14 protein-coding genes are annotated in these 13,228 nt (G+C 69.6%); 10 read left to right on the top strand and 4 right to left on the bottom strand.

What is annotated here, in order from left to right; translation table 11 throughout:
• The first annotated feature begins 7 nt into the window (after positions 1–7).
• Positions 8–700, top strand: a complete 693-nt coding sequence (locus ACWPQI_RS21840) for an ATP-binding cassette domain-containing protein (protein ID WP_228287123.1) — start codon at positions 8–10, stop codon at positions 698–700.
• On the top strand, positions 697–2,241 hold the full coding sequence (locus ACWPQI_RS21835; protein ID WP_010593686.1) for an ABC transporter permease: 1,545 nt from the start codon (positions 697–699) through the stop codon (positions 2,239–2,241). Before ACWPQI_RS21840 ends, ACWPQI_RS21835 begins: the two co-directional genes overlap by 4 nt.
• 13 nt (positions 2,242–2,254) lie before the next feature.
• Here ACWPQI_RS21835 and ACWPQI_RS21830 read toward each other — a convergent pair whose 3' ends face one another.
• From ACWPQI_RS21830 to ACWPQI_RS21820, 3 genes are read right to left on the bottom strand one after another with little or no spacing between them, the layout of a single operon-like run.
• Complete coding sequence (locus tag ACWPQI_RS21830; protein WP_010593685.1) at positions 2,255–2,584, bottom strand: cupin domain-containing protein; 330 nt, start codon at positions 2,582–2,584, stop codon at positions 2,255–2,257.
• Positions 2,581–3,795, bottom strand: coding sequence for a sensor histidine kinase (locus ACWPQI_RS21825; protein WP_010593684.1), 1,215 nt, complete (start codon positions 3,793–3,795; stop codon positions 2,581–2,583). The genes ACWPQI_RS21830 and ACWPQI_RS21825 overlap by 4 nt, the downstream gene beginning before the upstream one ends.
• Positions 3,792–4,493 (bottom strand): response regulator transcription factor, encoded by a 702-nt coding sequence (locus ACWPQI_RS21820; RefSeq protein ID WP_026137774.1) that lies wholly within the window; start codon positions 4,491–4,493, stop codon positions 3,792–3,794. The genes ACWPQI_RS21825 and ACWPQI_RS21820 overlap by 4 nt, the downstream gene beginning before the upstream one ends.
• Before the next feature lie 205 nt (positions 4,494–4,698).
• On the opposite strand from ACWPQI_RS21820, the gene ACWPQI_RS21815 reads away from it, so the two are divergent.
• The 7 genes from ACWPQI_RS21815 to ACWPQI_RS21785 all read left to right on the top strand — a co-directional run bounded on the left by ACWPQI_RS21815 (position 4,699) and on the right by ACWPQI_RS21785 (position 11,470).
• Positions 4,699–4,929, top strand: a complete 231-nt coding sequence (locus tag ACWPQI_RS21815) for an SHOCT domain-containing protein (RefSeq protein ID WP_010593682.1) — start codon at positions 4,699–4,701, stop codon at positions 4,927–4,929.
• Between the two features lie 57 nt (positions 4,930–4,986).
• Positions 4,987–6,516 carry a multicopper oxidase family protein gene (locus ACWPQI_RS21810; RefSeq protein WP_010593681.1) on the top strand — a complete coding sequence of 510 codons (1,530 nt, stop codon included), beginning with the start codon at positions 4,987–4,989 and terminating at the stop codon, positions 6,514–6,516.
• 30 nt (positions 6,517–6,546) lie between these two features.
• A complete protein-coding gene (locus ACWPQI_RS21805) occupies positions 6,547–6,996 on the top strand; it encodes a hypothetical protein (RefSeq protein ID WP_010593680.1) in 450 nt (149 codons plus the stop codon).
• Between the two features lie 171 nt (positions 6,997–7,167).
• A complete protein-coding gene (locus tag ACWPQI_RS21800; RefSeq protein WP_010593679.1) occupies positions 7,168–7,374 on the top strand; it encodes a YgaP family membrane protein in 207 nt (68 codons plus the stop codon).
• Entirely contained in the window at positions 7,371–7,622 is a 252-nt protein-coding gene (locus ACWPQI_RS21795; protein ID WP_010593678.1) for a hypothetical protein, read from the top strand. Before ACWPQI_RS21800 ends, ACWPQI_RS21795 begins: the two co-directional genes overlap by 4 nt.
• A 99-nt stretch (positions 7,623–7,721) precedes the next feature.
• Positions 7,722–8,840, top strand: coding sequence for a YVTN family beta-propeller repeat protein (locus ACWPQI_RS21790; protein ID WP_010593677.1), 1,119 nt, complete (start codon positions 7,722–7,724; stop codon positions 8,838–8,840).
• A gap of 191 nt (positions 8,841–9,031) precedes the next feature.
• Positions 9,032–11,470 (top strand): heavy metal translocating P-type ATPase, encoded by a 2,439-nt coding sequence (locus ACWPQI_RS21785; protein WP_010593676.1) that lies wholly within the window; start codon positions 9,032–9,034, stop codon positions 11,468–11,470.
• A gap of 278 nt (positions 11,471–11,748) precedes the next feature.
• On the opposite strand, the gene ACWPQI_RS21780 is transcribed toward ACWPQI_RS21785, so the two are convergent.
• On the bottom strand, positions 11,749–12,015 hold the full coding sequence (locus ACWPQI_RS21780) for an SHOCT domain-containing protein (protein ID WP_010593674.1): 267 nt from the start codon (positions 12,013–12,015) through the stop codon (positions 11,749–11,751).
• A 444-nt stretch (positions 12,016–12,459) separates the two neighbouring features.
• Here ACWPQI_RS21780 and ACWPQI_RS21775 point away from each other — a divergent pair, with 444 nt between their 5' ends.
• Positions 12,460–13,173, top strand: coding sequence for a DUF305 domain-containing protein (locus ACWPQI_RS21775; protein ID WP_017680803.1), 714 nt, complete (start codon positions 12,460–12,462; stop codon positions 13,171–13,173).
• Positions 13,174–13,228 lie beyond the last annotated feature (55 nt).

The raw sequence follows: 13,228 nt of genomic DNA, 5'->3' as shown, positions 1-13,228 counted from the left end.
GTGAGAGATGTCTGCACCCGAAGCTGGTTCTGCGGAATCCGTAGGTGGATCGGGTGGTTCGACCCAGGCCCCGCTGCTGACGGCAGAGGGGGTCGAGAAGAGTTTCGGTCGTGGCTGGTGGCCGCGGCGGCACCGCACCGCGGTGCTGCGCGGGGCGGAACTGGAGTTGCACCCCGGCGAGGTGGTGGGGTTGGTGGGGGAGAACGGCTCGGGCAAATCGACGCTGATGAAGATTCTCGTCGGGGATCTGCGGGCCGATGCCGGCAGTGTGCGTCGTCCGCGGCGACTGGGCTATTGCCCGCAGCAGCCGGTGGTCTACGACCGGCTCACCTGCGACGAGCACTTCGAGTTGTTCGGACGGGCGTACCGGATGAGTCCGGAGGCCGCGCACCTCTCCCGCGGCCGCCTGTACACCGCGTTGGGGTTCGACCGCTACGCCGGTACCCGTGCCGACCGGTTGTCCGGCGGGACGCTGGCGAAACTGAACCTGGGGCTGGCGCTGCTGGCCGATCCGGAGGTGTTGTTGCTGGACGAGCCGTATGCCGGGTTCGACTGGGACACCTATCTGCGGTTCTGGGAGATCGTGGCGCAGCGTCAGCAGGCGGGTCGCTCGGTGCTGATCATCAGTCATTTCGTGGCGGACGAGCAACGGTTCGATCGCATCGTCGATCTGCGGGAGGGGCGGACGGTGCCGCGATGATCCTCACCCCCACCGCGCGGTCCGCGGTCGACGATGTCCGGGCGCTGAGCGGCCGGTTCCTGGCCGACTACGCCCGCAACCCGGTGAATCTGCTGGTGCTGGTGGTTGTGCCGGTGGTGTTCGTGATCGTTGCGGCCGGCGCGATGGCCGATGCGGCCCGGCTGCTCGGGGGTGCGAGCGGCCCGGCGGTGGAAACGGCGACGGCCGGGTGGGCGGCGGGTTTCCTGGCCGGGATCGCGATGTACTTCCAGATCAATGCCGCCCGCGCGGCGGACCGTCGACTGGTGTCGGCGGGCCTGACGGCACGGCGGCTGGTGCTGGCCCGGCTCGGTACCGGAGTGGTGTTGGCGGTGCTGGTCTCGGCGGTGGCGTTGCTGGCGCTGGCGGTGCGGGTCGGAATCGATGCTCCGGTGCGGGTGACGGTGGGCACGATGATGTTCGCGGTGATCTATCTGGCCATCGGGGCGATGGTCGGGGCACTGGTGCGCAACCCGGTCAACGGCACCGTGCTGATCCTGTTCGTTTGGATCGTCGACGTGTTCTTCGGGCCGGCGATCGGCTCGGCGCAGCGGGTGGCCACCCGCGGATTTCCCACCCACTTCGTGACGCTGTGGATGGTGGATGTGCCTTCCCGACACGGCGGGAAGGTCGGGGACCTGGGATGGGCACTGGTGTGGATGGCCGGGGCGCTGCTGCTCGGGGCGATGGTGGTCACCGCCACCGTCGGGGGATTGCACGGGCACCGCAAGCGCACCGGCCGGGGTGGGCGGGCGGACCGGTTCTCGGTCGGTCTGACCATGGGATTGCGGGACTGGCGCCGCAATCCGGTGCTGTGGGTGCTGCTGGTGGTGGTGCCGATCGTGTTCATCGCCTTGTCGAAGGCGATGACCGTCCCCGAGTTCGGAATGTTCTCCCTGGTCGAGGACGGACAGGCGGTGACGGAGGTGTTCTGGCTGCCGGACGTGCATGCCGGGACCATGACTCCGATCGCGATTGCGTCGCTGTCGGCGCTGGCCGGGTTGTTCGTGGTGCTCGATGCGCGCAGCGGTGATCGGCGACTGTCGCTGGCCGGCTTCGGCGCCGGGGTGCTGCTGGCGGTCCGGTTGACGGTGATCGCGGTGGCGGCGATGGTGGTGACCGCCTCGTCGTTGCTGGTCACCGCCGCGGTGTTCGATGCCCGTCAGTGGGGCCTGTACGCGGCCGGGAATCTACTGCTGGCATGGACCTACGGGCTGGTGGGCGTGTGCCTCGGGCCGCTGTTCGGGCGGGTCGGCGGCGTGTTCATCGCGTTCTTGGTGCCCTTCCTGGATCTGGGGATCGGGCAGAGTCCGATGCTTCGTCCGCAGCCGCCGCAGTGGGCGCAGCTGCTGCCCGGCTACGGCGCGACCCGGATGATCCTCGACGGCGGGCTGACCGACAGCTTCGACACCGCCGGCCCGCTGCTGGCCGCGTTGGGGTGGCTGGTCGGGCTCACCGCGGTGGCGGCCTGGTTGTTCCGCCGGGCCCCGGCAAGCACACCGCGGCCCGGCGCCGGGCTCTGAACCACCCGGCAGGTCAGTAGCTGGCAACGGTGAGCAGCGCGACCGTGTCGGCGACGGCGTCGATCCGGTGCCGGGTGCGGGGCAGGGCGATCAGGTCCCCGCCGCGCCCGTCCCAGCTCGCCTGGTCGGCGACGACCCGCAACCGCCCGCGCAGGATGTACACCGTTGCCTCACCGGGACCGACGTGCTCGGCCGTGGACTGCCCGGCCTGCAACACCATCAGAGTCTGCCGCAGCACATGGTCGTGCCCACCGTAAACGGTTTCGGCACTTCGACCGCTGGATGCGGTGGCGGCATGCGCGGCCAGGTGCCGGGCGAGCGCGTCGAGCGAGAGCTTCCTCATCGCCGCCCCCGTCCGCTGGTGCCGGCCTGCGCGGTACCGCGGGCAGGGATGGTGCGCGCGGTGCTGCGGGCACCTGCGGCGGCGGTGGCGGGCAGGCGCACGGTGAATCGGGCGCCGGTTCCGGGTCCGCCGCTGGAGGCGGTCAGCGTACCGCCGTGGGCCTCGACCAGGGCGCGGGCGATGGTCAACCCGATGCCGCTGCCCCCTTCTTGCCGGCGACGGGAGGGGTCGGCACGGTAGAACCGGTCGAACAGGTGTCTCAGGTGTTCGGGGGCGATGCCGTCGCCGGTGTCTGTAACGGTGATCTCGACGTCGCTGTCGACGGTGGTGGCGGCGAGGGTGACCGTGCCCCCGGTCGGCGTGTGCCGCAGGGCGTTGTCGAGCAGATTGCCCAGCACCTGCCCGATCCGATCCGGGTCGGCCGTGACCGCGTCGGGGTGCTCGACGTCTTCGACAAGCGCAACGCCCTTGGCGGCGTAGCGGTCGGCGGCGACGCGGACGGCGGCGTCGACGAGGGAGCGGGTGTCGGTGCGCGCGGGCGTGACGGACAGCCGGCCTTCTTCGGCACGGGAGACGGCGCCCATGTCCTCGGCAAGCCGTCCGAGCCGGGCAGTGCTCGACCGTAGGACCGCGAGGGTCTCGGCGTCGGGAACCCGGATGCCGTCTTCGAGGGCCTCGATGTGGGCATCGAGTGTGGCCAGCGGGGTGCGCATCTCGTGCGCGAGATCCGAGAGCATGCGCCGCCGGGTGGTTTCCACCGAGTCCAGCCGATCGGCGAGCTTGTTGAATGTTTCGGCGAGCTGGTCGAACTCGTGGCCGAGACCGGGGCCGGGCAGACGCACGTCGTAGTGGCCGCCGGCGATCTCGGTGGCCGAGGTGGCCACGCCGGTGACCGAGCGCTGCACCCTGCGGGTGAAATACCAGCTCACCGCCAGCGCCATCAGCGCCGAGACCACCAGCGCGATGGCCAACGAGATGATCATCGCCGAAGTGAACGCCTCCTCGACGTGCGCCGCCTCGGTCGAGACGTGCTCGATACCGGCCTGCTGGAGGTGATTGTGGAACAGTCCCGGGGCGACGGCGGCGGCCACCAGCCAGGCGCTGATTGCGCCGCCGACGACGACGATCGCTTGCGCGGCCAGTAGTCGGCTGCCGAAGCCTGCACTGCGACGCCCGGACCTCCGTCCTGCGGCCGCGGGTGGGGTCGTCATTGCCCGGCTCCCATGCGGTATCCGACCCCACGCACGGTGCGGACGAACACCCCGCGGGTGGCGTCGTCACCGAGCTTGCGACGCAGATGCCCGATGTGCACGTCGACCAGGTGTTCGTCACCGACCCAGCTCGGCCCCCACACCGCGGTGATGAGCTGCGCCCGGGTGAACACGACGTGGGGGTGCGCCGACAGCGCAGCGAGGATGTCGAATTCGGTGCGGGTCAATGCGATCGGGACGCCGTCGACCCACACCTCGCGTCCGGCGGCATCGAGGGTCAATGATCCGAAGGTACGGCGGCCGGTGTCGGCGCCGGACGACGCAGACGCAATGCTGTCGCCGGTCGAGGGCCGGGGGCGACGCAGCATTGCCTGGATGCGGGCGATGAGTTCGCGGGGGCTGAAGGGTTTGGTCATGTAGTCGTCGGCGCCGACCGAGAGCCCCACGAGGGTGTCGATCTCGTCGGCGCGGGCGGTGAGCATCACGACATAGGCATCGGAGAACGTGCGCAGCTGCCGGCACACCTCGATCCCGTCCAGACGCGGCAACCCCAGATCGAGCACCACGACATCCGGATCGACCTGGCGGGCACGCTCGACGGCAGCGAGCCCGTCGTGTACGAGCGTGATCTCGAAGCCGGCGCGTTCGAGGTAGGTGCCTACCACCGTGGCCAGCGCCATTTCGTCTTCGACGACCAGCGCCCGCAGACCGGTCGGGGGGCCCGGTGCGGTCGCGGCGGGTACAGGGACGAGCTGATCGGAACCGGAGGCCATGGTCCTATCGTGGCCGTCGCAGCAGGCTGGTGGCGACGTTCTTCAGCGAACCTTCATCGAACCCCCACCCCCGGCGTCGGGTAACGCACCCAGACTCGGATGCGAGACTTTCGAGAAGGGAGCAGCCGTGATGTGGGGTACGGGTGCGATGGGCTGGGCCGGCTGGATGGTCATGGGGCTGGTGATGATCGGTTTCTGGGCCCTGGTGGTCTTCGGCATCGCCGCAGTGTTCCGCACCGGTAAGCCACCGCGCCCGACATCGGGGGATCCACTGCGCGTCCTCGACGACCGGTTCGCCCGGGGCGAGATCGACGCCGAGGAGTACCGGGCCCGGCGTCGGGCCCTGCGTCCCCAACCGTGAGTGGCGCCGACCCCGTGTCGTGCGTTGTCGTCGCCAGTCGATCCAGGAGATCGTGTGATGCAGATGTCCCGCCGTTCGTTTCTGCTCGGTGCGTCCGCAGCCGCCGGGGCGATGGCCCTCGGTGGGCTGACCGGCTGCGCCCGCCCCGGTGTGGCGGGAGATCCGGTCGGGCCGAGTGCCGAGGTGGTGCGCCGGCTCGAGGCCCAGCGCCGTACCGCAGGGCAGACGGTGGTCGCCGCGCAGGTGACAGCGCGGCCGGTGCAGGTCGAACTCGGCGGTGCGGTGGTGTCGACCTGGGGATACGGTGACTCGTTGCCCGGTCCGCTGCTGCGAGCCGGAGCCGGAGATCTGCTGCGAGTGCAGGTCGACAATCGGCTCGACGTCGACACCAGCATCCACTTCCACGGCATCGCGATGAGCAACGACATGGACGGGGTCCCGGGACTCACGCAGCAGCCCATCACGGCCGGGGAGTCGTTCACGTACGAATTCACCGCCCCGCACCCAGGCACCTACTTCTACCACTCGCACAGCGGGCTGCAACTCGACCGCGGACTGTACGGAGTGGTGGTGATCGACGATCCGGCCGAGCCAGGCGGTTACGACGACGAATGGGTCGTCGTGCTCGACGACTGGGTCGACGGCACCGGTCGAACCCCCGAGGATGTCGCCCGCGAGCTCGGCATGCCGGCCCCCGGCCGGCCCGCCCCCCGCACGGGTGGGATGGGCTCGATGATGGACCACGGCGCGATGGGCGACATGGGCTCGATGATGGGTGCAGAGAGCATGCGCTCGGACCTGCTCGGCGGCGCCGGCGATGTGAACTACCCGTACTACCTGCTCAACGGCCGCACCCCTGTCGACCCGGTGACCTTGACCGCCGCGCCGGGACAGCGGGTGCGGATCCGGCTGGTCAATGCCGCCTCGGACACCGCCTTTCGCGTCGGGCTCGGCGGACATGCGATGACCGTCACCCACAGCGACGCCTTTCCTGTGACACCGGTCGACACCGACGCGGTGTTGCTCGGCATGGGCGAACGGTTGGATGTGCTGGTCACCCTCGCCGACGGGGTGTTCCCGCTCTTCGCCGACGCCGAAGGCAAACCCGGTCATGCGGTGGCCGTTGTGCGCACCGCCGCCGGGACAGCCACCACCGATACCCGGCCCGACGAGCTGGATCGACTGGTGCTGCTCGGTACCGACCTGTCCCCGGCCGAGCAGGTTCGCCTGCCCCGACGCTCCCACGACAACTACCTGAGCGTCGACATGGGCGGCACGATGATGCCGTACCGGTGGATGCTCAACGGCGCCACCTTCCCCGACGCCGCGCCGCTGACCGTCGCCGAGGGACAACGGGTGCGGATGCGGCTGCGGAACATGTCCGACATGTTCCATCCGATGCACCTGCACGGCCACACCTTCGCCCTGGTCGACGGCGGAGCCCGCAAGGACACCGTGACGGTGCGCCCGATGCAGACCGTGGAGATCGAGTTCGACGCCGACAACCCCGGCCAGTGGGCCCTGCACTGCCACAACGCCTACCACCAGGAAGCCGGGATGATGACGACCCTGTCCTACCGCGCCTGAAGAAGCGCCTGGAGACAACGGAGCCTGCGTATGACAACTCCTCCCGGTGACCGTCCCGGCACCGCCGAAGCCACGAGTATCCCCTCGGCGGCCCTGCCGTCACACAAGCGTCCGCTGGCCGCAGCCTGGAACGCCGTGTCCGCGACCCTCGGCGCGGTGATGGGGCTCGTGCCGCACGTGCTGCATCACGTGGGCCTGATCGCCGGCGCCGCGCTGGTCACCGGAGCCGGGGGCAACCTGTTGTTCTTCGCCCTCGGGGTGGTGCTCTCGATTCCGTTGCTGCGCCGACTGTATCGGCGGTTCGCCACCTGGAAGGCCCCAACGATCGCCCTGGTGGTGTTCGCGGTGATGTTCGCGTTGTCGGCGTTCGTGATCGGACCGGCCCTGACCGGCCGCTCGGATCCCGATCCGGCGCCGGGACCGAGTCCGGTGCCGACCTCCACCGTTCCGGCCGACCACGGCGAACACCACGGCGGTTGAGCAACTGGCACCGCAGGATCGGCCGGTACGGGTCCGGGCCACCTGCGATGCCCACCTCCGAATCTTCAACCGATCTTCACGGAACCGCCAGCCGAAACACGTACCGGGACCGGAAGAGTCATCGGTGGGCGTGGTACTTCCACCCGCACATCGCCGATCCGAGGAGGCGAGATGGTCGACGCGCCGGGAGTGAACATCACCGGAGTCGAACGCGTGGGGCGGATGTTCCTCGGCGGCGCCACCGGATGGACCGTCGTGCCGGCGGTGCTGCCGCCGGCGGCCGGGGTGGACCTGCCGGTCACCGCAGCGATCGGACACTGGCCGCTGTACCACGAGTTCAGCTGCGTGCCGACGTCGTCGAGGACGGAATCGCGATGAACGAGACGAACGCACACGACTGGCGTCCCAGGGAATCGGTGGCCTCCGACCCCCCGACGGAACCGGCGGGCACCGGGGGACGGATCCGTCACCGCTGGATGATGCTCGTCTGCTGCGTACCGATGTTGATCATTGCCGGGGTGCTGGTAGTGACCGGAAATGTGAGCGTCGGCGGGCTCGTGTTCGCGGTCGTCTGCGTGGCGATGATGGCGATGATGATGGCCTCAGCCGGCAGTCACCGCCATTGACCGTCCCCGAACTGCTGCCGGAGGTGCAAGGTGAACGTCATCGGTGAGCCGGTTGCGTCCCGACCGTCTCTTCGGTCCCGACGTCGGCGCCGGAGTGCGGTGACCGCCACGGTCTTTCTCACGGCGGTGGCGCTGGCAGGGTGTTCCGAGGAAAGCGGTCCCACCCCGGGTCCGGCCTCGACGGCGGCCACCTCCGGCCCGCCCGGGCCTGTGACCGGGTCGGTGTGGGTCGCCGACGAGGACGGCAACAGCCTCACGGTCCTGGACGCGGCCACCGACGAGGTGGTGACGACCGTGACCGGGGTGGACTCCCCGCACAATGTTCAGGTCGGGCGCGACGGTGCGACCGTGTACACCGTCAGCGGTGACGACCGGGTGATCGAGATCGATCCCGCCACCTATGCGGTGCGCGCCGTCGCGCCCACCGGTGCAGCGCCGGCACACGTGATCGACGCACCCAACGGCAAGGTGTACGTCACCGATGCGGGGAACGGCACGGTCTCGGTGTTCGCGACCCCCGGACTGCAGCCGGCAGGGCGAATCGAGCTCGGCGGGATGCCGCACGGTCTGCGGCCCGCGGCCGGCGGCTCGGTGATCGTGGTCGCCGACACCGCAGCCGGCGTGGTGCACGTGATCGACCCGGCCGCCGATCGGGCCATCGGGGCGGTACCCGTCGGCGCCGCCCCGGCTCAGGTCGCGGTCACCGGCGACGGACGGTTCGCCTACGCCGGGACCACCGAGCCGGCCGCGGTGGTCAAGGTGGATCTCGCTGCCCGCCTGGTCGTGGGTGCCGCTCCGGTGCCGGCCGCGCCCGTGCAGCTGTACCTGTCCCCGGACGAGAAGACCGTGGTCTCCGCAGACCAGGGCACCCGGCAGCAGCCCGGGAGCACCCTCTCGGTGATCGATACAGCCGAGATGACGATCCGCGGGGCGGTCGGCACCGGCGCCGGTCCGCACGGGGTGGTGATCGATCCCTCGGGTACGCGGGCGTGGGTGACGAACACTTACGACGACACGGTGTCCGTGGTCGATCTGCCCAGCCTGTCCGTGGTGGCGACCGTGCCGGTGGGCGAGCGGCCCAACGGGGTCAGTTTCTCTCCCCGCTCGCCTGCGGTGGCCGGCAGCCGCACCCAGTTACCGCTTCCCACGTCGACCACCCCCGGTCACGGCACCGACGAGGGGGCCGAGCGAGAGCATTCGGACGAACACGGACCCTGACCCGAGACCCGGAGTTCTTCAACGAATCTTCATCCAACCGCCAGAAGATGCCACGGCGGGGCCGAGCAGACTCGGACACGGTCGGCGACGAGCGTGTATCGGTGCCGACCATCGGTAGCGGTATCGGAGCATCGCACCGCGCAGAGGGCGGGCATTGCGTGCCCGGCCATGAGAGGGAGGGACCGGATCGTATGAACCGAACCACCGTTCTGGAAGTAGGCGGCCTGCACTGGGCGACGTCGACGTCGGCCATCGAATCCACCTTGCTGCGCCGACCGGGGGTGTCCGCGGTGGAGGCGAATGCGGTGAATCAGACCGCCACTGTCACCTACGACTCCGACCGCACGTCGGTGGTGGAGCTGTCGGGGTGGGTGCGGGACTGCGGCTATCACTGCGCCGGACGGTCGGTGCCCGAGCACGTGTGCGACCCGATGAGCGAACCGGCTCCCGGCCCCGGCGCACCCGCACATCCCCCGCACCCGGCGGCGCACAGCCACGTCGAACAACAGGGACCTGCCGGGAAGGAGCACCGCCCCCACGCCGAGCACGGCACCCGCTCCGCCCAGGAGATGATGGGTCACGGCGGGCATGCGGGGATGTCGATGGATGCGATGGTTCGGGACATGCGCAACCGGTTCCTGGTGGCGCTGGCGCTGTCGATTCCGATCATGTTGTGGTCGCCGATGGGCCGCGACATGTTCGGTTTCACGACGCCGGCGCCTTTCGGGTTGCGCGACGACGTGTTCGCCCTGGTGCTGAGCCTGCCGGTGATCTTCTATTCGTCCTGGATCTTCTTCGACGGCGCCTACCGGGCTCTGAAGGCCCGGACCCTGGACATGATGGTGCTCGTCGCCGTCGCCATCGGCGCCGGCTGGCTCTACAGCGTGGGCGTGACCCTGACCGGCGGCGGCGAGGTGTTCTACGAGGCCGCTTCCGTGCTGGCGAGTTTCGTGTTGCTCGGGCACTGGTTCGAGATGCGTGCTCGCGGCGGCGCCAACGATGCCATCCGCACCCTGCTCGAACTCGCGCCCCCGAAGGCGGTGGTGCTGCGCGGCGGTGAGCCGGTGGAGGTCCCCACCGCCGAGGTCGTGGTCGGGGATCTGCTGCTGATCCGGCCGGGGGCGAAGATCCCGGTCGACGGTGTCGTCGTCGAGGGCAGCTCCGAGGTCGACGAGTCGATGGTCACCGGTGAGTCCCTGCCGGTGACCAAGGCCGAAGGCGCGGAGGTGATCGGTGCGTCGATCAACACCACCGGCACCCTGCGGGTCCGGGCGACCAAGGTCGGCTCCGACACGGCCCTCGCCCAGATCGTCGCCCTGGTGCAGGAGGCGCAGAACTCGAAGGCGCCCGGTCAGCGCCTGGCCGATCGGGCCGCGTTCTGGCTGGTCTTGGTCGCCCTGATCGGCGGGGTGAGCACCTTCCTGGTGTGGTGGCTCGTCGACGGTGACGTGCAGAGGGCGCTGCTGTTCGCGATCACCGTCGTGGTGATCACCTGCCCCGACGCGCTGGGGCTGGCCACCCCGACGGCGATCATGGTCGGCACCGGCCTGGGCGCCAAGCGCGGCGTGCTGTTCAAGAACGCCACCGCCCTCGAGACCTCGGCGCGGATCGACACGGTCGTGATGGACAAGACCGGCACCTTGACCAAGGGCGAGCCGGAGGTCACCGACGTCGTGGCCGACGGGCTGCCGGAGGACGAGATGCTGGCCTTGGTGACCGCGGTCGAACGCGAATCGGAGCATCCCCTGGCGGGGGCGATCGTGCGCTACGCGACCGCCCGTGACATTCCAGAGGTGTCGTTGGGGCACTTCCGCAACGTGCCCGGTCACGGCGCGGTCGCCGAGGTGGCGGGCCGGCGGGTGGCCGTGGGCAACCGCAAGCTGATGGTGGCCGAGAACGTCGACTTCGGCGCGTTGACGGACCGGCGCGACCAGCTGGCCTCGACCGGGCGTACCGCGGTGCTCGTGGCGGTCGACGGCCGCGGCGTCGGGGTGGTCGCCCTGGCCGACGCCGCCCGGGAGACCTCGGCCGAGGCGGTGGCGTCGCTGCACGATCTCGGCATCGAGGTGGTCATGCTCTCCGGCGACAACGAGGCCACGGCCCGGCGTATCGCCGGGCAGTTGGGCATCGACACCGTCATCGCCGAGGTGCTGCCCGGTGACAAGGCCGACAAGATCGCCGAACTGCAACGCGGCGGGAAGAAGGTCGCGATGGTCGGCGACGGTGTCAACGATGCCCCGGCCCTTGCGCAGGCGGATCTGGGCATTGCCATCGGTGCCGGCACCGATGTCGCGATCGAAACCGCCGACCTGGTGCTGATGCGTTCGGACCCGCTGGATGTGCCGATCGCGCTGCGCATCGGCCGCGGCACCTTGCGCAAGATGCGGCAGAATCTCGGTTGGGCGATCGGTTACAACACCATTGCGCTGCCGATCGCCGCCGGCGTGTTCGAACCCGCCTTCGGACTGGTGCTCCGCCCGGAGATCGCGGCGCTGTCGATGTCCGGCTCGAGTCTGATCGTCGCGGTCAACGCGCTGATGCTCAAGCGGCTGCAACTGCCGTCCCCACCGCAGGAGCAGCCGGCCCCGCGCCCGGCGCCGGAGCCGATTCCCACCAGTCCGCGCCGCTGATCCTTTTCGGGCCGCTGATCCTTTTCGGGGTGCCGGTGCATCAGTGGGCACCGACGAGAAGTCGGGTGGGCCGGCGTGGCGGTAGAATCGGTGGTGTGGTCCTCGTATACGAGATCGCGCTCGTGCTGGTGGCCGTGCTGATCGTCTGGTTCTCGGTCTATGTGCTGTACCGCCTGGTCACCGACGACTCCACCGGTCGCCACTACCGTCGCTGACACCGCCGCTTCCGGTCCCTGCGCAGCGGACGTGGGCGGAGCGATCGAATCCGATTGCAGGGGTCACGCTTTCGGGTCCGGACGATGGGTGTGCAAGGCGTCGAGACGGCGCCGGTATTCGTCCTCGTCGATCTCGCCCCGGGCGAAGCGCATGGCTACGACCTCTTCCGGCGTCGGGGCATAGCCCGACGGGGGCGGTGTCGACCGGGGAGCCGCGGCGCGCACCAGCATCACGATTCCGACGATCACCAGGGCCCAGAACGCCACCATCCCGACTGTCATGAGCACATAACCCCAACCGCTCATGCCGTCGCCGTACCAGAACATCATCGTCAACCACCCTTCCTCGGTCGGTGCCCGTGCACCGACTGTCCGGCCCCCGCACAGGGCCCACAGTGCCGGTCCCGTGCTCAGCGGCGCGATCCCGGTTCTGCGCTGTCCACGGTGCCCGGCCCGGGTGCGTTCTTCTCCGTCGTTTTCGTGAAGATCTGCTCAAGAACTCCGGTGACGGCCGCTCGGACGCCCGGGTGGAGTTCTTCAGGAAATCTTCACAGAATGGTCCGGGCTGCCACCGGGTGCAGCTGCCAGGCTCGGATCCGAACAAGGTGCACCGGCTCACCGGCCGGTCTGCAGCGCCGGCGCCCGCAGTGGTCCGCGTCCCGACGAGGGGCCCGTAACGGGACCGGGTTTGCCGCCTCCCCTGTGAGGGGATGCTTGCGATATCGCCACCGCGGGGCCTGCCGGTGCGCGTACACAACGGAAAGGAATGTGCTTGTGAGGAAGAAGTCCCTGGCCACCGGCGCGGTGGCAGTTGCCGCGGCGCTCACCCTGGCCGCCTGCAGCGACTCCGGCAACGATCAGGCCTCGCAGGCGAGCCCGTCGGCGACGGCGACCGCGAGTGCCTCCGCCGAGGCTGCCGCCGACCACAACCAAGCCGACGTGACCTTCGCCCAACAGATGATTCCGCACCACAGCCAAGCCATCGAGATGAGCGATGTCATCCTGGCCAAGGAGGGCATCGACCCACGGGTCACCGAACTCGCCCAGCAGATCAAGGCCGCCCAGGGTCCGGAGATCGAACAGCTGCAGAGCTGGCTCGCCGACTGGGGGCAGCCCACCATGCCCATGGGCACGACCAGCATGCCGATGACCACACCGAACATGCCCATGTCGTCACCCGGCATGGAGATGCCCGGTCACGACATGCCCATGCAGTCCACCCCCATGCCCGGCGGCGGACAGATGGGCGGCGGCATGAGCGGAATGATGTCGGCCGAAGACATGGCCGCGCTGCAGAACGCGGAAGGCGTCGACGCCTCCCGCCTGTTCCTGACCCAGATGATCGAACATCACCGCGGCGCGATCGAAATGGCGCAGACCGAGATCGATACCGGGCAGAATCCCGAGGCGGTGGCCATGGCCCGCACCATCGCCGAGACCCAGCAGCAGGAGATCGCGACGATGGAGAACATCCTGTCCTCGTTGTGATCACGAGAGAGTCGGTGAGCTCGCGGGACCGACACGGCAAGGCCCGGCACACACG

The sequence above is a fragment of the Rhodococcus sp. LMD genome (genome assembly GCF_056108245.1).
Note: the sequence above shows the minus strand (reverse complement) of the source record. Positions and strands in the feature narration are given on the sequence as shown.